The organism is Paenibacillus sp. LHD-117, assembly GCF_030929555.1.
GTDB lineage: Bacteria > Bacillota > Bacilli > Paenibacillales > Paenibacillaceae > Pristimantibacillus.
Genome location: NZ_JAVFVT010000023.1, coordinates 23,475 through 41,474 on the forward strand (window position 1 = coordinate 23,475; position 18,000 = coordinate 41,474).

At 44.5% G+C, this 18,000-nt stretch carries 16 protein-coding genes and 1 pseudogene; all 17 read left to right on the forward strand.

The window, feature by feature from the left end:
• Window positions 1-18 precede the first annotated feature (18 nt).
• The 17 genes and pseudogenes from RB620_RS18260 to RB620_RS18340 all read left to right on the forward strand — a co-directional run bounded on the left by RB620_RS18260 (window position 19) and on the right by RB620_RS18340 (window position 17,995).
• Window positions 19-423 carry a GntR family transcriptional regulator gene (locus RB620_RS18260; RefSeq protein ID WP_308096831.1) on the forward strand — a complete coding sequence of 135 codons (405 nt, stop codon included), beginning with the start codon at window positions 19-21 and terminating at the stop codon, window positions 421-423.
• Window positions 420-1,364, forward strand: a complete 945-nt coding sequence (locus tag RB620_RS18265) for an ABC transporter ATP-binding protein (RefSeq protein WP_308096708.1) — start codon at window positions 420-422, stop codon at window positions 1,362-1,364. Before RB620_RS18260 ends, RB620_RS18265 begins: the two co-directional genes overlap by 4 nt.
• The gene (locus tag RB620_RS18270; RefSeq protein WP_308096710.1) at window positions 1,361-2,263 is read left to right on the forward strand and encodes an ABC transporter ATP-binding protein; all 903 of its coding nucleotides are present in this window, start codon (window positions 1,361-1,363) and stop codon (window positions 2,261-2,263) included. Before RB620_RS18265 ends, RB620_RS18270 begins: the two co-directional genes overlap by 4 nt.
• Window positions 2,256-3,566 carry an ABC transporter permease gene (locus RB620_RS18275; RefSeq protein ID WP_308096712.1) on the forward strand — a complete coding sequence of 437 codons (1,311 nt, stop codon included), beginning with the start codon at window positions 2,256-2,258 and terminating at the stop codon, window positions 3,564-3,566. Before RB620_RS18270 ends, RB620_RS18275 begins: the two co-directional genes overlap by 8 nt.
• 244 nt (window positions 3,567-3,810) lie before the next feature.
• Window positions 3,811-4,053, forward strand: a complete 243-nt coding sequence (locus RB620_RS18280; protein ID WP_308096714.1) for a helix-turn-helix domain-containing protein — start codon at window positions 3,811-3,813, stop codon at window positions 4,051-4,053.
• Window positions 4,054-4,844: 791 nt separating this feature from the next.
• Window positions 4,845-5,870 carry a hypothetical protein gene (locus tag RB620_RS18285; RefSeq protein ID WP_308096716.1) on the forward strand — a complete coding sequence of 342 codons (1,026 nt, stop codon included), beginning with the start codon at window positions 4,845-4,847 and terminating at the stop codon, window positions 5,868-5,870.
• Window positions 5,854-6,084 carry a hypothetical protein gene (locus tag RB620_RS18290; RefSeq protein ID WP_308096718.1) on the forward strand — a complete coding sequence of 77 codons (231 nt, stop codon included), beginning with the start codon at window positions 5,854-5,856 and terminating at the stop codon, window positions 6,082-6,084. Before RB620_RS18285 ends, RB620_RS18290 begins: the two co-directional genes overlap by 17 nt.
• A 1,315-nt stretch (window positions 6,085-7,399) precedes the next feature.
• The gene (locus RB620_RS18295; RefSeq protein ID WP_308096720.1) at window positions 7,400-7,549 is read left to right on the forward strand and encodes a hypothetical protein; all 150 of its coding nucleotides are present in this window, start codon (window positions 7,400-7,402) and stop codon (window positions 7,547-7,549) included.
• Window positions 7,550-7,699: 150 nt separating this feature from the next.
• Window positions 7,700-8,623: a hypothetical protein gene (locus tag RB620_RS18300; protein WP_308096722.1), complete on the forward strand. Its 924-nt coding sequence runs from the start codon at window positions 7,700-7,702 to the stop codon at window positions 8,621-8,623.
• Window positions 8,616-10,463, forward strand: coding sequence for a DEAD/DEAH box helicase (locus RB620_RS18305; protein WP_308096724.1), 1,848 nt, complete (start codon window positions 8,616-8,618; stop codon window positions 10,461-10,463). The genes RB620_RS18300 and RB620_RS18305 overlap by 8 nt, the downstream gene beginning before the upstream one ends.
• 44 nt (window positions 10,464-10,507) lie before the next feature.
• Window positions 10,508-11,779 (forward strand): helicase-related protein, encoded by a 1,272-nt coding sequence (locus RB620_RS18310; protein WP_308096833.1) that lies wholly within the window; start codon window positions 10,508-10,510, stop codon window positions 11,777-11,779.
• Window positions 11,780-11,958: 179 nt separating this feature from the next.
• Window positions 11,959-13,081, forward strand: a pseudogene (locus RB620_RS18315) (IS256 family transposase).
• A 968-nt stretch (window positions 13,082-14,049) separates the two neighbouring features.
• On the forward strand, window positions 14,050-14,349 hold the full coding sequence (locus RB620_RS18320) for a hypothetical protein (RefSeq protein WP_308096726.1): 300 nt from the start codon (window positions 14,050-14,052) through the stop codon (window positions 14,347-14,349).
• Between the two features lie 151 nt (window positions 14,350-14,500).
• Window positions 14,501-15,256, forward strand: a complete 756-nt coding sequence (locus RB620_RS18325; protein ID WP_308096728.1) for a YveK family protein — start codon at window positions 14,501-14,503, stop codon at window positions 15,254-15,256.
• Window positions 15,237-15,929, forward strand: coding sequence for a CpsD/CapB family tyrosine-protein kinase (locus RB620_RS18330; protein WP_308096730.1), 693 nt, complete (start codon window positions 15,237-15,239; stop codon window positions 15,927-15,929). Before RB620_RS18325 ends, RB620_RS18330 begins: the two co-directional genes overlap by 20 nt.
• Before the next feature lie 498 nt (window positions 15,930-16,427).
• Window positions 16,428-17,330, forward strand: coding sequence for a UTP--glucose-1-phosphate uridylyltransferase GalU (gene galU, locus RB620_RS18335; RefSeq protein WP_308096732.1), 903 nt, complete (start codon window positions 16,428-16,430; stop codon window positions 17,328-17,330).
• The gene (locus RB620_RS18340; protein ID WP_308096734.1) at window positions 17,330-17,995 is read left to right on the forward strand and encodes a sugar transferase; all 666 of its coding nucleotides are present in this window, start codon (window positions 17,330-17,332) and stop codon (window positions 17,993-17,995) included. The genes galU and RB620_RS18340 overlap by 1 nt, the downstream gene beginning before the upstream one ends.
• Window positions 17,996-18,000: the final 5 nt, after the last annotated feature.

Consider the following 18,000-nt stretch of genomic DNA (forward strand, 5'->3'; position numbering starts at 1 on the left):
GGAAGGCAGGTGATTCAAGTGAGGCTTCCCATCCAAATCAACGAACAAAGCGCAGAACCGCTCTACCATCAGATCAAAGTCCAGCTCCGGGCGCTTATCGTAAGCGGCCAGCTTGAAGAAGGCACCTTGCTGCCTTCCATCCGCGAGCTCGCGCAGACCGTCAAGTGCAGCGTCATTACCGTCAAACGGGTATACAGCGATTTGGAAGCGGAAGGCTTGCTCCGCACGAGACAAGGCACCGGCACTTATGTAGCGAAGGTCGGCGAACAGGAACGCGATCGCCATCGCTTATCGGTTGTCATCGAAGCGCTGGAACAGGCGGTTGTTGCAGGCAAGCGGGTACAATGCACGGAAGCGGAGCTCGAGGAGCTATTCCGGGAATCGCTTCGCAAACATTACGGGCCGGGAGGGGAAGAAACATGAACGATTGGAAATCGGAGACGGTGATCCGGTTCGAGAACGTCGCGGTGAAGCGATCGGATTTCAAGCTCGGACCGGCGACGCTCGACATTCCGAGCGGTTACATTACCGCCATCGTCGGGCCGAACGGCAGCGGCAAGAGCACGCTGTTCCGAATGGCGCTCGACCTCGCGAAGCCGGATCAAGGCAAGGTGACGGTGCTCGGCCATGATGTGGGCAGCGGCGACGATGACGCGATCAAGCAGCGAATCGGTTATTTGCCCGAAGAGCCCTACGCACACGAAGAGAAGATGAAAGGCAGCGACAAAGCGAAGATTAACGGCTTCTGGTACAAGGACTGGGATCTATTCCGCTATCAAGAGCTGCTGCGAATCCTGCAGGTGAACGATAACCAGCCGCTTGGCAAAATGTCAAAGGGAATGCGGAGGAAAACGGAGCTGGCTTTGGCGATGGCGCATAATCCGGAGCTGCTGCTGCTCGACGAACCTTCCTCCGGCCTGGATCCGCTAGCCTGGAAGGCGATGATCGATCTTCTTCACCGCCACATGGATCAAGGAGACCGGACCATTCTGATGACGAGCCATATCGTTGACGAAGTGAAACGGCTGGCAGATTTTATCGTATTTATGGCGCAGGGCAGGGTGCTGGGTTTCTACGAAAAAGATGAGTTGTTCAGCAGCTGGTTTACCTATTACATCAGCGGAGAAGGGCTGGAGGCTGGCGATCTGGCCGATCTGCCCGGGCAATGCGGAATCGAATTCGCAGGCCAGCATACATTCCGAGTGACGACGGGCAAAGCGTTTGAAGCCGAAAGCTGGTGCGCAGACGCCGGACTTCGTATCGTCAGCAAGTCGGCGATGGAGCTGGATGAAATCATGGCCGCCTTATTGCACGGCATCGGATTGGAAACAAGAGTAAACGAAGCGAGGGGAACGAGAAGATGAAACCATTGGTAGTCGACGGAGTAACCAAACAATACGCGGACAAAACCGCGGTGAACAACAATTCCTTCGAAGTGGGCGAAGGCGAAATTTACGGCTTGCTCGGCGCGAACGGCGCAGGCAAAACAACGACCATGAGAATGGTGCTGGGCCTCATCTATCCGGACGAAGGAAAAATTCTTTACAACGGCAAACCTTATAGCAATGAACAGCTCAGTTTGCTCGGTTATTTGCCGGAGGAGAGAGGGCTGTACCCGAAAGTGAAGGTCAGCGACCAGATTATCTATCTCTCGCAGCTCAGAGGGATGTCAAGAGCGGATGCCGACCGCAACCTGAAGTTCTGGCTAGAGAAGTTCGAGGTGCCGGAGTATTACAACAAGAAGGTCGAAGAGCTGTCGAAAGGCAATCAGCAAAAAATCCAGTTCATTGCAGCCGTCAACCACAAACCGCGCATCGTCGTCATGGATGAAGCGTTCAGCGGGCTGGATCCCGTCAACGTCGAGCTGCTCAAGTCGACGGTCAAGGAGCTTCGCGACACCGGAACGAGCATCCTGTTCTCGACGCACCGGATGGAGCATGTCGAGGAGCTGTGCCGCAACATCACGATTATGCACAAATCCAATACGGTGCTGAAAGGCAGCCTGAAGGAGATCAAGAAGAAGTTCCCGAGAGAGCGCGTCATCCTGGGCACGGATAAGGAGGTCGGAGGGCTCGACCGTCTATCCGGCGTAACCGGAGTAACCCGTACGGAGCAGGGCTACGATATCGCGATCGCCTTCGAATCCGCAGGAACGGACATTTTGAAGCTTGCGATGGAGCAGGCGAACGTGAACCATTTTGAAATTAAGGAACCGACGCTTAACGAAATCTTTATCCGAACGGTGGGTGATCGTCATGAATAGTTTCTGGACGGTAGTAGGGTTTACGATCCGGAATAAGGTCAAAGGTAAAGCATTCGTCATCACGACGTTAATTATTGCGTTAATCATCAGCATCGGCATTAATCTCCCGTACATCATCGAGCAGTTCGATAAAGGCGACAAAGCGACGAACGTCGGTTATATCCAAATGACAGGCGAAGACAATCAGAACACCGGCGACAGCTTAAAGGCTTTCTACGAAGGACAGGAAAATCCGAGCATCGTCATGGTGCCTTTCGAGGACCAAGGCGACGCCGCCGCCAACGAGAAATCGCTCAAACAGGCGATCGACGACGGTAAAATCAAAGGGTATCTCGCATTCGGCAACGAGCTGACGGACAGCGGTTTCCCAGTCATGACCTACAACTCCGAGAAGCTGATGGAATTCGGCATGACGGAATCGATGCAAACCGCGCTGATCCAAATTCGCCAGGCCAACATCCTCAAGGATGCGGGTTTGACGAACGAACAAATGACGCAGCTGTCGGCGCCGATCAAGATCGACACTGTTCAAATCTATACGGGCGACGGCTCCGGCAACGAGGGCAGCGGCAGAACGCCGCAGGAGCAAGGCGTCAATATGGGCGTCGTCTACGTCATGATCATCTTCCTGTTCATGGCTATCATGACCTCCGGCAACATGATCGCTTCTGAGATTACGGCGGAGAAGAGCTCCCGCGTCATGGAGATTCTCATTACGAGCGTATCGCCGCTGAAGCAAATGTTCGGCAAAATCTTTGGCATGTTCGTCGTCGTTATCGTGCAGGTCGCCTTCTACGTCGCGGTGATCCTGGGGAACGCCTCTATGCCGCATAACAAAGGCGCGCTGGGCAATCTCGACATCGATCTGTCGCTCGTCGATCCGATTCTGATCATCTATGCGTTGCTGTTCTTCTTGACAGGATTCTTCCTCTTCGCGACCCTGTACGCGGCGGTAGGCTCCATCGTCAGCCGGACGGAGGATCTCGGCCAAGCGGTAATGCCGATGACGTTCATCTCGCTGGCCGGCTTCTACATCGCGATCTTCAGCATCAGCACGCCGGACAGCATGCTGGTCAAGGTAACATCTTATATACCGCTATTCTCGCCGTTCACTATGCTGCTCCGTCTGGGACTGACGGAAGTACCGTTGTGGCAGACGCTCGTATCCTTCGGCATCCTGCTCGTCTCGATCTACGTGGCGGTCTACATCTCCGCCAAGATCTACCGCACGGGCGTGCTTATGTACGGCAAACGCCCTAGCTGGAAAGAGATTCGCAAGGCGATGAAGGCTTATAAGATTTAATCGTCGCTATGTGGTGTGGGTAATACGTAATGTTGTCACACATTTTACGTACGATTGCCACAAAGAACTACTTTGAATGTCACACATGAACGCCTTAGGAACACTGAAAAGTGTAGATAAAACAAGGTTTCTTCATTAAATGTGATTCAAAATCCCCTCGAAACGGAAAGTGCTAATTTATAGAGACGAAACTTTTAATCGTTGAATGTGAAATGGCACTTTCCGAATCGAATTGAGGTGAATAATGAATCAGATCGGGGAAAACATTCGTAGGCTGAGAAAATATTTGGGGCTAACACAAATTGAGTTTTCAAGGCAAATTGGGGTATCTCAAGGTACCTTGAGTGATATTGAACAAGGTAATTGCACCCCTTCCGTTGAAACGGTACTGTCGATACATGAAAGGTATGGAGTAACTTTAAATTGGATTCTAAAGGGCTCTGATAAAGAGTGGGCGGTTGATTCCAAAGTTTCAAACACAGGTTAACAAAATGAACTGCTAGCGGTAATAAAACTTCTTACGGAAGAAGCAGCGATTGAAGTTCTTGATTTTGCAAACTATAAATTAAAGAAGTGATCTATGACTTTTATTCATTTCAACCCCTAAGGAGCAATCATAGATTGCTCTTTTTTATGCAACACCCATGGATATGGGGGAGCTAGAAAAAACTAGTGAGATAGGAGAATATTTTCTCAAGTCTTGCCGTAGTCGTGTATAATTGCGGTGATTTTTAGAAGGGGGGCGGATTAGTTTTGAGAGTTCGATTTATCACCAGTTAACCCCGATAATGTAAAGCTGATAGGTTGGAAGCATATTAAAGATCCACAGAAGTCCAATTTCCCACCTAATTGGCAGGATGTACTAAAGGAATAAATACATCAATTTAATTAAACTATCGGTGAAAAATAGCATCATGACATAACGGCAGCCGGCCACACGACCGGTTGCCGTTATTCGTTGAATTAACTGGCAGGATAATTTAGTTCAATGAACGAAGACTCTAGTTGTATTGTGAGGTGTCGATTCTTGAACTCTCTAAATGATGAGTTAATAAAGAACGAAATGGCTGTCGGGGCATATTTCCGTACCTGACGTCCTGCTCGCCCTCGGTTCGGCGCTGAGCTGCAACTCAACAATGATCTTATTGCGCCCAGCTAAATCCAAAGTGTGAAGAGGTTGGTCCCTGCATTTGCTGTGGGGGCTTCCCCGCACATTATTTATGGGACTATACTTCTCTTTTGTTATTTTTTTGGTAGTATAGAACAGAGAGGTGTTGTATGAGAAAATCGTCCCTGTGGATTTATGCGGGATTGGTGTTAGTGTTGGCGTTCGATATTTGGACAAACCACTCACCAGAAGCCAAAGCGTTTTATGACAAGTTGCTCGACCCAATCGATGCGATCAAACTTTCGTTGATTTGGTCGATCCTATTCTTCATTGGGTTGGTCATCTGGTATAGGGATCGGCTCTCCTTAAAGGAAGAGGAGAAAGACGAACTGAAAAACCAGATGCGAAGCCGGATGGAGATGCTCGTGATGGCAAATCAGGAGTTAAGCGAGTATCGCATGCATGATTTGCTTCTAGGCTTGTTTCAACGGTTTGTCTCGATACAGCCGTTTGTTCTCGGTGTACAGCTCTATGAGTATACCATCGTGAATAAATCAGGCTATGGAACCGTGAAGCTTAATTACTTTGACGGGTACGTCCGGGAGCTAGTCGATGTTAATGCTGCTCAACAATTGTATTATTCCTATCCTTTGGACGTCATGCGTGAATATCAGGATGCTCTGGAATCGTTGTATGAAGAGGATAATACCGAGCAAATTTATCCGGACAAGCTAATAAATTTCTGCTACAAACATCAGCGCACCCTCTCCTTGAAGCCGAATCCGGCCATTTCTGAAGAGGACGCCATTGTTTATGCCTTCGTTTCGCTGGGTATAGATATATTAAGCGCTGCCCTTTATAATTCGGTTGGCAGTTTTATTGATCCAGACAAGATCAAACTGATTCTGACCAAAAAGCGGACTGGCTTTCTACAATCCATCCTAGCGAACAGCCCCTACACGTTTTCGCATCATGAGTTAAATGGCAAGGCTGATCGACAGTATATCGGTAGTCCTTTTCATTACAATGACCGTCAATATCTTTATGTCATTGTTCTCGATCAAGAAATCCTGGATGAGAGCAATTACCAGGAGATGATTACGGACATTACTGATGGCTTCGAGAGCCGACTTCAAAAATGTCTGGAATCGGTGTATAATGGAAACAAGAAGGGTGATGATGAACATGGTAGTTAAGCCAGAGAAGAAAGTTCTCAATGCTTCCAAAGTAATCCGTCAGCTTGAAAATGAGGGATGGGTCGTTATTAAGGAGTCTCCTCACGTCAAAGCTACACGTTCAAAAGCAGGCTTTAGCGCCTTGGTTGGCAGTCGTAATCGCCCATTGGTCATTAAGGACTCTCATTCCGAAGTTACAGCGTCAAAAGCAGGCTTCAGCATCTTTGGTTGGTAATCGGATTCGCTTGCTGGTCATGAAATAATAACATATTCTCGATTAGGAGACGGCGATGCCGTCTCCTTTCATATTTTCTTCTCATTCGGCGTATACTTCCAACAATACGCCAAAAGGGAGGGACGACAACAGTATGGACAAGCCCTATCTTAAAAACCGTGATGAAATCCTCCTGCAGTTAAAGAACCTTGGGTTTAAGTTGAACGAAAGCGACGAGAAAAGGCCGTGTTCCGGTTTAGTCGGAAGTCGCCGCAGCCCCCTAATCATCTCGCCTAAGCCACAAAGCAGTAAGCGAACAAAGTAATAAAAAGTTCCGCTTAAGTCTCAAATGAACTGATCATAAGTTAATTCAGAGAAAAAGACGACATTCCGTTTGAAATGTCGCCCTCCAAGATAAATCATTCAATTACCGTCCAAGAATCGTTTCCTTTTTTAATTAGCGTTGAATTCTTTAAAGTATTCATCAGGACTAATACGCTTAGTATTAAATGAATAAAGTACAATTACTCCAACAATGATTACTAAGAATAAAGTTATCCAAAATTTACGGTTTGTTAACAAGGTGTTTGCCTTCGGCAAAACCAGACCTATAATATTGAGAAATGTGATACTGTCCACCCCCAGGAGTATCGTGATATATATCAACACCATAAATGACTCGTCCAACAACCTTTACAGGTACGTTTTGTGACTTAGCAGTATATTCCCAATATTCTCCCATTCCGCTTCTTGTATTTTTCGTAAGTCGTTCTGCATCTTGGTAGCTTACTATGGATGGTTCATGTACCATATCTTATTTTTTTAACGCAAACTCCGCAAAGAAAATAACGTAAATGGTTATCGCCGATTAGATGGTGTCTTCGAAATCCATATTGGAAAGAATATGCAAGGGAGCATTGATTTTAATAAACAATTATTAATATTATTGAGTATTGCCAAAGAGAAAAACTAAAAATTGAGTTCGTATCAGGCTTGTTTACTTATGGCAGAATGGTGCAAATATGCGGGGAGTCCATTCTTTTAATAAAACCACTAGGGCCGATTTCGAACATTATACAAAGCGAAATGATTAAAAGCTTCGAAAATAATTCAAATGTTAATAGTGATCATTTACATCTGGTTATTCTTGATCCGTCCAAGATTAAAATTAAAAAATAATAGAAATGGAAGGAGAACGGTAAGCTTTTAAATGAGTGATTTAATGTTACTATTTAGGTCTCCCCAAATTCTGGGGAGGTTCTTTTTGTTATTTAAGGATTTATACGTTCAATAGCCAATTACTATGAGACAAGTAACTTTTGGTAGGAGTGATGTCATGAAACTAATACCACAACAAGTGGATACAATATGCAAAGGATATCAGGAAATTGCTTGTAATTCCATGCACTCCTCTCAATTTGAGAAACAGGCCCAACAAATCGAAAAAATTGGAGAAACGCGTCCACAAGCACGAACACCAACTTGACCAATCGAGCCCCAATGCAACAAAACACCATCAAAAGATTTAAATCTAAACAGCGATCAAAATACATACTAAAAGAAACTTTTGGAAGATATTTGTCGAAAAGGAGTGTATAATGAGTGTATATGAAACTTTTTACATTGAGGTGAGTTTATGATAGATTTTTTAACACCACTTGGCGAACAGATGAGGAATCTTTTTAATTTATTCGATGTTGATTATTCTTATTATGAAGATACCGAAGGTGAGAAGAAACATGTGGAGTTTATTACAAGAGGATTCGATACTGATTCTGAAGATCAAGTAAGACTATTGGCCTCGATTTGCTATCATATACAAACCGGATTTTGGTCTTCTTCAATAAACACATTATCTCAACTACAACCAGATCTTGACCTTGATTTTGAATTAGAACAAAGTATTCATGAGTATTTTTCTGGGAGTTCCTTTGGACTATTGGAGGAAAGAAAAGAACACTTTCAAAACCAACGCAACCCCTTTATTTTGGAGGTATTAGCTAACTGTATGCTATTCTCTGTGGAGAAAACTCCGAATTTTGATTTTGTTCTGAGAGCTATGAATAAAATACATTTAAGCTCAAAGATTCAGGGATTGGATGCAGCAGCTATTGCAAGTACTGCTTCTTCAGAATATTACATTATTGTAGGTGAAGCGAAGAATAGAGATATTCCATCTCAGGGTACATCTGAAGCATTTGAAGCCTTTCAAAAGCACGATTCAGGAAGAACGTGGGCTGATATTAGACAACTAGTAGGTTTAATTTCTGAAGCAGCTAGACTTAGCAATAATAATGGAGTTGAATTGACTAGGACGCTCTCGAAATGGTCGGTTTGGAAAGATCGGTATATATATAGATTAACGATTGAACACAAAACAAAAAAGCCTCACGGGGGATCGCAATTTAAAGATTACCACCAGTACACTCAAAATGTAGTAGAACCAGAGAGGAGGCAGTGTGAATCATTTGGTACTAAGAGGTTGACTGAGTTTTATGAGAAAGTATCACGACTAATTGTTGAGTACATTGAAAGTAAGGGTGAGAAAGAGAGTGCTTGACCATTTTGCTAAAGAGCGATATTCCCTGGCATCATCTCTTGTTGAAGATCTTAATGGTGAAGATATAAGAGAATTGCTATTAAAGATCACCATTGAGAACACTAGAGTAAATATTTTTAAAGCGACAAATAGTGATGGAGTAATTGATGAGGAAGAAATCTCACTTCTTGATAGATTAGCAAAGTCTCTCCTTCTACGAATTGTTTTTGATAATGAAGTTGAATTCTCATTAATTGAAAGCGCTGCATTAGTATGTGCACAAGTTTATGAGACATTATCTCCCCCGTTAAATGAAGTTATTTATACATTAGAAGATAATACATATCTAAATAGAGTAATGACTTCTCTTCTGTATTATGTATCTGGATATGATCCTAACGCCAAACAATCGGTTTCGGAATTAGGTGGAAGAATACTTATCGATGAATCTGTTGAATCGAGATTAATGGCCAACTTAATTTATTTCTCTCAGTTTAAAATTAGAGATATCAACAGTATCAGAAACGGAAACGAAGAACTGATTCAACCTCAAAACATTATTCAACTTAAGCAGTTATCACGAAATGCTTTATATTATGAGCTTGATGATTGTTTAAATTTAATTAAGCAGGAACTGATTAACTACCATACTAGTTGGAACAGAGATATAAAAAGTAAATTGAAACGCCTCTTTGAACTTGCGACTGATTGCAATGAGCAAACGATTAGTTTAATTTCGTTAATATTATTAGTTCTGGATAAAGTACTTGCGTCACGTGCTATTTCAGTAATTTTGCCTCCTAGTGATTGTTTAGAAGGTGTATGGTCAATTCACATGCAAGCCTATATAAATGAAGGTGTATATCTTATATGGCCACCTCATAAAGAAGCAATTGATAAAGGCATTCTAAATGAACAAAATAATATTGTTGCTATTCCTACAGGGACAGGTAAGAGTCTTATTGCAGAACATAAGATTATTTCATCTCTTCAGAGAGGGCAAATTGTAATTTATCTTTCTCCGACTTTGGCTCTCTGTAGGCAAATATCAGGTCGTATGAGAAAAATACTTGACGTCCAGAGTTTGATTTCTGGAAGCTCATTGTTAGTTGATGATTTAGAATCATTTGACGAATTGGATGATCATGAGACTAAGTTGATTCTCGTAATGACTCCAGAAAAATGCTCCACCCTATTGAAAAATAGACAAGACATTTTTCAAAATGTTATTCTTTGTGTGGTTGATGAGTTTCATAATATTAAAGAAGGTAGTCGTGGAGCTTTACTTGACTCACTTCTGGCAAGGCTTTCAGAAGCTGCGCCAAATTCAACATATTTGTTACTCTCTGCATTAATTGATAATTCTGAGATTCTTCCAAAATGGTTGGAAAATTTAAATCATAAAGATGTACAAACTACATTCACAAGATGGAGACCTTCTAGAACAATTCGAGGTTTCATCGCTCACCCGCAGATCGAATATAATCAGGCTTTAAGGAATGCAAAATTGAGTAAAAAAAAGACCTATTCTGAGGAAATTGAAACTGATTTATTTTTTTGTGTACAGGATGTGTGGTCACAAAATGAGCGGCAATCCGCGTACCCAATTAGAATTCCAAAAAAGTTTAAAGTTAGATTTGGCGTAAATAATTTTGGAACCTGGTCGACAACGGGATATGGAAATGACCTATCACGTCAACTTGGAAATTGGTTGGCAAGTTGTAATATGCCGGTATTAATTTTTTCCCAAACAACGAGACATTTATTGAATGAGATAGAAAACCACAGTAAAATACGAACATTTAATCAAGTCTTAAATAATAAAGTGAGTGCATACTTAGAAATAGCAAAAGCTGAATAGGGTACGAGTCTGAACTTCTTGAAGGATTAGGAAAAGGAATTGGAATTCATACTCAAGCGCTAATTGAAGAAGAGCAACAAGCAGTAGAGGAGTTCTTTAAAACGAGTAATAAAGGTGTTGTTTGTGCAACAGGGACCCTAGCGCAAGGGCTTAATCTACCGGCTTCAGCTGTTGTTGTTAACACAACTAAGCAGCATAATGAGGAAGATTTACCAAAACCATTGTCGAAAGAAGAAGTAATAAATATGTTGGGCAGAGCTGGGAGACCAGGTCTAGGATTCCAATCAATTGGAATAATTGTGCCACAATACCCTGCTTTATATGATCAAGAAAAAAATACTTATTTACTTGATGAGGAATATAGAGATTTCTTAGAAAGAATTGATGCAGTTGTACCTTTAAGTTCAGGTTTGATTAATGTTATCGAGACAGTTGCATCGTTAACTGATCCGAATGAGGATCCTGATAAGCTTACATTTTTATTACATGCTGCAGTGAAAGATGGTTTAGTTAATGAGGATATTATTAATAAGACAGTTGCCAGTTATTTTGTAGGATCAGAACCAATTAATTATGCAATTCAAAAATGTAATCTTTGGCTAGAAAATGCTTCAAAGGATACAAAAATGCAAAAAGTGATTGGCTTGGCACAAAAATCGGCAATACCGTTAAGTCTCGCAAAAATTTTAGTGGAGACTTTTGATGAAGATCAAACCAGTATGTTGCTTGCTCTGAGAAGCGCTACAACGGAAGACTGGATCAGATGGTTTTTAAATAATCTCAAAAAACTTGGCGGAGAGTTTTATAAAACATATATACATTCTGTCTTTACCAATTGCGATTTGTTAGTCGGCTTTATCAGTAGTTGGACAAGTGGAAAGAGTATTCTGGAAATTGCTCAATTGTTTTATAGTCTGGAAGTTGGGAAAGAGCCTGTTCCCGGGAAAAGAAGTAACCAAAGTGCGATAGCCAAAGTAATTCATGTTCTGAATGATGGCAAGAGAAACATTGTTCATTTAGCAAATTGTTATCTATACCTGGTTGAAGAATTAAACTCCAGTAGGGAACTGGAATCTGAATTACCAAACGAATTGTTGATGCTTTCAACATGCCTTAATTTAGGTGTCCTCGATTTCGAGGCAATAAAATTTCGCAAGAAGGGGTTTCCAAGGGAGCTATCAATTAAATTTGGTGAAATTTTTAGTAGTCCGTATGATGTGAAGAATCTAATCTTCATGTGGAGTATGACTAATGAAATCGAAGGAATACAGGTTTCTGAAAGATTAAGAACGGCATTGATTAGTATAAATAGTTAAGGTTGAACTGAATTGTTTGCAGTTAAGATGACGTAAAGTAAGTTGTGTACCAAGTTTTGGTATCTATCCGAAACACAAAAAGGTAGGGTATCCTCGGGATTGTTGAAGTCACCGAAGGAGGACCTTACTCAATGACTAATTTATCCGAAAACCTGTTCAATGATCTACTGTAAAATGCTGTGACTCGACTTGTGAAGGAAAAGATCGAATTGCTTCTGCGAGAAGAAATCAAGAACTTCCTTGAAGTCGAGCAAGAAGGCTAGCGCAATAGTCGAAACGGCTACTACGAACGAAACCTAGACACCTGACACGGAAAATCACTGACCTCAAAGTACCTAGAGACCGCAATGGTCAGTTTCAGACGCATCTCTTCGAGCCCTATTCACGTCGCGAAGGATGGCTAGAGGAGGGGATCATTCATCTGTACAAAGGCGGTATGAGTACGCGTGAAGTGGCTAAGTTTATCGACTCCATGTTTGGATCGCATTACTCTCCTACCAGATTAGCAATATCACACATACGGTCATGAAGGACATTGAAGAGTGGCAGAATCGCCCGCTGGAGCGCCGTTACTCGGTCCTTTGTCTCGATGGACTCTACGTCAAACTCAAGCGGAACACAGTCAGCGGGGAGGCCGTCTACCTTGCTATGGGCAACGAAAAAGGCTACCGGCAGATTCTTGGCTTTTACGTCGGCGGACAGGAGAGCGCTAACGTGTGGCGAGAAGTACTGCAGAGTCTGCGTGAACGCGACGCCACAGATGTGCTTCTCGGAGTTTTTGACGGATTGCCAGGGCTAGAGTATGCATTCAGAAAGGTCTACCCCAAAGCGGACGTTCAACACTGTGTGGTGCAAAAGGTGCGTAATACGATTCCGAAGATTCGCGTGTCTTAAAAGACCGAATTCCTCGCGAATCTCAAAGATGTTTATACCGCTCTGGACGGTGATGTTGCGCGAGCAGTCTTTGACGGCGTGAAAGACAAATGGAAAAAGCTCTACCCAAAGGAGATCAAATCGTGGGAAGAGCAACTGACCACGCTCCTCACCTTTTACAAGTTCCCGCCGCTAACTTGGCCAGCGATTTACACGTCAAATCCGATTGAGCGAATGAACAAGGAACTGCGCAAACGTCTGAAGCCTATGAACAGTCTGACGAATATTGAAGCAACGGAAAAAATAATTAACCTGCAAGCCCTCGACTACAACGAGAAATGGTGTGGCAGAGCGATCCGAGGATTTGTCTATGTCGATACAAAGGTTGATTTTGAAAAGATGTACAGCGAACGTTATGGAGGGCAATGACCTCTATATCGTTCGCTGAGGCTAAGCCCCCCAATAAACAATTCCATCGTCCCGATGGAAAAACCTACTACACAGAATACTTGACGTTACCGTGACAACATTAAGTATCGCCCACACTGGTGTGGTAATACGTATCACCCACAAAAGACCCTTGATTTGTCAGGAACGCTGATAAATCAAGGGTTTTTCATAATTGAAAAAAGCTCCCTCCTCCGGAGCATTGCGCAGGCCGCTCTCGTCCTTTGGTCCGGTAAAAAAATACTAGAGTCGGTGTCGATTCGGCTCAGCAGCGTGTTTAAAGGAATGAAATAATGATGTTTTTAGAAAGCGATCGCTATTTTTTCGGATGAAAAAGCTCGATTATTATTTTTTTTCATATAAATAAACCGTTTTCATGAATGGCGGCGATCATTACCGATGGATGCAAATAATGTCGAATGACATGGTCGCGTCAGCTATTTCCGGGACATCGGTCAATAGTCCCGATTCAGGCAACCGAGGTGTGGATTTTTTTTGCATTACTAGAAAAGAGGCAGAAAGTTGGAAGCGGAATCATCCTTTCTATTACAAGGGTAGCAATCGGTTTATAGCTATACGGAATGAGTCTGGAAGCGGATTGGCCATAAAAGTATATAAAGCGCTTTCATCTGACAAAATTATCTTTTTCGCAAGCAAAAGCGGATTTGTTAATGAATAATAAATGGTTAAATTAGGAGCGAATACTTATGAAATCCGTCCGCAAAATGAGAAAGAAAGGCTAAATGACAACATGTCTTTATTCCCTCAAGAATTGTAATAATCTATGTCATACTAGTCTCAAAGTTGAAGCTTGGCAGAAAATAAACAATATTTTTACTAATATTAAAACTTCCTAATTATTGTTGTGTTATATGTCGATTTGTAGCAATCTTAACTTACCTGAGGGAGGGGACGGTAAAAGTAAGGCTTGGAAATGGAGGATTTCGTCAATGGAAGTTTCGAATCAAGAGCAGAAGCGCGTAAGGCTGAAGCAATTTTTGAAAATATTATCCGAAGATCCTTCACTGGCAGGCTGGGAGAAGCTGCAGAACGCCGGTTCACTCGCCGACCTCCTTGTTTACACCGGCTATTATCCAAGAAACGATACAATAGACATGGCCAAGGTCGTGTCGCTCCTCCTAAAGAAGCTGGGTCACGAGGCTGGCTCGGAGGACATGATGGAGCATGTCATTAACGGAGGAACGGTAGAGGAATTTATGAACAAATGGAAGGTAAGGGCGTCGGGATAAAGGAGAAAGGATGGAGGCGGACGCTTCTATGCCATTCTCACGCCCAAAAGTTCGCGTTTTGAATAACTAGTGCATATAAGTATTCGTTAAGAATAATTTCTGAGCGAATCGAGGAAAAGAATAGATTTTAGGAGTAATGGAGGAGACCTTGTTGGAATTGAAACAATACTGGAACATCGTCAAAAGAAGGCTGTTATTAATTGCACTCATGATTATCGTCGTTTGTACGGCCGTAGGCATTTACTCCTTCTTATTCATCAAACCGCAGTTCTCGGCTTCCTCTACGCTGATCGTCAACGACTTCAAGGACAGCGCCGAGCTGCTGCCAAGCATAGACGCAGGCTCCATTGCCTCCACGATCGGGCTCATCAAAACCTATAAAGAGATCGTAAAATCGCCTAGCATGATGAAAAAAGTGCTGGGCGAGTATCCGGATCTTGCAAACTCATACCGTGAGCTCAGCGGCAAGGTTACCGTGAGCTCGGTTAGCGAAACGCAGATTATGACCATTACCGCCCGCGAGGACTCCTACGAGAAGGCGGCCAATACGGTCAACGCCGTTGCGACCGTTTTTCAAAAATCGGTTCCCGAGCTGATGAAAATCGACAATGTTTCCGTCTTGGACCAAGCCGATCCAAGCGAGCAGCGCGGCCCGGTGGCGCCGAATCCAATCATGAACATTGCCGTTGCATTCATACTGGCCGCGATGGCGGGCATAGGCCTCGCCTTCCTTCTGGAGCATTTGGACGACACGGTCAAGAACGAAGAAGACGTCGAGATGCTGCTTGGCGTTCCGGTGCTGACCTCGATTCCGAGGTTTAAAGAACGCGACGCCGATGAACGAGGCAACGGGGCGACGATGACACGAGGAGCAGGGAGGGGAAGCAATGTCTCGCTTGATACGTAAATGGAATCTCATTACGGAACGAAATCCGGGTTCGCCCATCTCCGAGGGGTATCGTCTGCTGAGGACGAACATCGAGTTTGCGACGAACGACGATAAACCGCAAATCATGATGGTCTCCTCGTCCCAACCGGGCGAAGGAAAAAGCACGACATGCGCCAATATGGCGGTCGCATTCGCTCATGCGAACAAACGGGTGCTGGTGATCGATGCGAATTTACGAAAACCGGCGCAGCACTACATTTTTTCCGTGTCCAACCATAAAGGCTTGACGACCGCCTTGCTGAGCCGGCTGGAGCCGCAGGAGGTCATCCAGCGGACGAGTACGGACAATCTGTCGGTTCTCGCCGCAGGCCCGACTCCTCATAATCCGTCGGAGCTGCTGTCGTCGAAGGAAATGGGCAGCCTGCTTGAGACGTTGAGGGATGCCTACGACGTCATCATTATCGACACGCCGGCGATCATGTCCGTTACGGACGCTCAAATCGTTGCGGCGCAAAGCGATGGCGTCGTCCTGGTCATCGACTCGGGGAACGTGAAGAAAGAGGTCGTGCTCAAAGCGAAGGCCTCCCTCGCGCATGTACAAGCCAATCTGATCGGCGCCGTACTCAACAACATTAGCCGCAAACAAGCGGATTCCTATTCCTATTCCTACAAAACCGGCATCAACGCTTAGCGTCACAACATCAAGCTATGAGTGCGTGTTCATAAAGTTCGGTTCTCAGTACCGAGAAGATTGGATGAAGCTAGAAACTGAGGAGCGGAGCGTAGCAGAGCTACGTGAGCACCTGCAATGTTTCCGAAGGAAACATACTTCGTAAGCATTCGCTAAGGTTCGGCTGAATTCAAGATTCGATGTCGAGTAAGCTTCTAGGAATACTTCGTAATGGGAAGCGGACTTTTTGAACAACCTCTATAACGGAAGGTAATGTCTCCTGCACCTTTATCACCGGAGGCACTCGGTCATGCTGTGGGTCAATTGACCTTAGACGTTAATCGTCAAGGGTGTGACGTGAGGGAGGGTTAAATGCCCTGTAGCTTTATTTTTCATGTTTTCTTCGGATTTTTCACTAAAAATCCGAGCTATGTTTTCAGGGGCAAGGAAAGCATAGCTCGCATTTTTAGCGTCTCGATAGAATGCGAAAAAAATAAATAGAGGATAGGGTGAAGTCAAATGAAAAAAGTGAGAAAAGCCATTATTCCTGCTGCGGGACTCGGTACCCGGTTTTTGCCTGCGACGAAAGCCATGCCGAAAGAAATGCTTCCTATCGTTGATAAGCCCACTATTCAATACATCGTAGAAGAAGCCATCGAATCGGGCGTCGAAGACATCATCGTCGTGACGGGCAAAGGCAAACGGGCGATCGAGGACCACTTTGACAGCGCGTTTGAGCTGGAATACACGCTCGAGAACAAAGGAAAGCTCGACATTTTGGAAGAGGTAAGGAAATCGTCCAACGTTAACCTTCACTATATTAGGCAAAAAGAAGCGAAAGGGCTTGGCCACGCCGTCTGGTGCGCCCGCAATTTCATCGGGGACGAGCCGTTCGCCGTTCTGCTTGGCGACGATATCGTGGAAGCAGACACGCCTTGCACCAGGCAGCTGATTGAGCAGTACGAGCTCACGCAGCGTTCGGTTATCGGCGTGCAAGCCGTTCATCCGGATCAGACGGACCGCTACGGGATCGTCGATGCCGGCGAGACGATGGGCCGCCTATATCAGGTGAATCGGTTCGTCGAGAAGCCGCCGAAGGGACAAGCGCCTTCCAACCTGGCCATTATGGGCCGCTATGTCCTTACCCCGGAAATATTCGAATACTTAGGCCGGCAGGAAATCGGCGCGGGCGGAGAAATTCAACTGACCGACGCGATCCAGAAGCTGAACGTGGCTCAAGGCGTTTATGCCTACGATTTTCAAGGCAGGCGCTATGACGTAGGCGAAAGGCTTGGCTTTATTATGACGACCGTCGATTTCGCGCTCCGGAATAACGAGCTTCGCCATCAGCTCTTGAACCAGCTTGGCGAATTGTTAGAGAGAGAGCACGGGAAGCAATTAATCGCAATAGGGGGTGAATAATGATGCAACCGCATTTCCGCGATGAAGTCGTATTGAACACGCCTAACGAATATCGATTTTCCTTGAATTCGGTATTGAAGAGGACCATTGACGTAACCGGTTCGCTGGTAGGCTTGCTTCTGTTAAGCCCGTTGTTCGTCATCATTGCCGTTCTGATCAAACTCGAGGATCCGAAAGGCTCCTTATTTTTTTACCAAACGAGAATCGGCAAGAACGAGAAGCCGTTCCGGATGTATAAATTCCGCTCTATGGTAAGCAACGCCGAAGAAAAGCTGAAGGAGCTGCTCGCCCAGAACGAAATCGAGGGCGCTATGTTCAAGATGAAGAACGACCCGCGCATTACGAAGGTCGGGAAGTTCATCCGCAAAACGAGCATTGACGAGCTTCCGCAGCTGATCAACGTGCTTCGGGGCGATATGTCCCTGGTCGGTCCGAGACCTCCTCTAGTCAGGGAAGTTGCGGAATATACCGATTACGACAAGCTGCGTTTGACGGTTACGCCCGGCTGCACGGGTCTATGGCAGGTTAGCGGCCGCAATGAATTGAGTTTTAAGGAAATGGTCGAACTGGACTTGAAATATATTCAAAATCGGAGCGTCGCGTTTGACTTGCTCATCATATTCAAAACATTCAGAGTGCTTCTTGGGGCAAAGGATGCTTTCTAAGGCGG

Excerpts from the sequence above, each read along its gene's own strand:
- RB620_RS18265 (WP_308096708.1), top strand. The coding sequence starts at position 420 with ATGAACGATTGGAAATCGGAGACGGTGATCCGGTTCGAGAACGTCGCG.
- RB620_RS18270 (WP_308096710.1), top strand. The coding sequence starts at position 1,361 with ATGAAACCATTGGTAGTCGACGGAGTAACCAAACAATACGCGGACAAA.
- RB620_RS18275 (WP_308096712.1), top strand. The coding sequence starts at position 2,256 with ATGAATAGTTTCTGGACGGTAGTAGGGTTTACGATCCGGAATAAGGTC.
- RB620_RS18280 (WP_308096714.1), top strand. The coding sequence starts at position 3,811 with ATGAATCAGATCGGGGAAAACATTCGTAGGCTGAGAAAATATTTGGGG.
- RB620_RS18285 (WP_308096716.1), top strand. The coding sequence starts at position 4,845 with ATGAGAAAATCGTCCCTGTGGATTTATGCGGGATTGGTGTTAGTGTTG.
- RB620_RS18290 (WP_308096718.1), top strand. The coding sequence starts at position 5,854 with ATGAACATGGTAGTTAAGCCAGAGAAGAAAGTTCTCAATGCTTCCAAA.
- RB620_RS18295 (WP_308096720.1), top strand. The coding sequence starts at position 7,400 with ATGAAACTAATACCACAACAAGTGGATACAATATGCAAAGGATATCAG.
- RB620_RS18300 (WP_308096722.1), top strand. The coding sequence starts at position 7,700 with ATGATAGATTTTTTAACACCACTTGGCGAACAGATGAGGAATCTTTTT.
- RB620_RS18320 (WP_308096726.1), top strand. The coding sequence starts at position 14,050 with ATGGAAGTTTCGAATCAAGAGCAGAAGCGCGTAAGGCTGAAGCAATTT.
- RB620_RS18330 (WP_308096730.1), top strand. The coding sequence starts at position 15,237 with ATGTCTCGCTTGATACGTAAATGGAATCTCATTACGGAACGAAATCCG.
- galU (WP_308096732.1), top strand. The coding sequence starts at position 16,428 with ATGAAAAAAGTGAGAAAAGCCATTATTCCTGCTGCGGGACTCGGTACC.
- RB620_RS18340 (WP_308096734.1), top strand. The coding sequence starts at position 17,330 with ATGATGCAACCGCATTTCCGCGATGAAGTCGTATTGAACACGCCTAAC.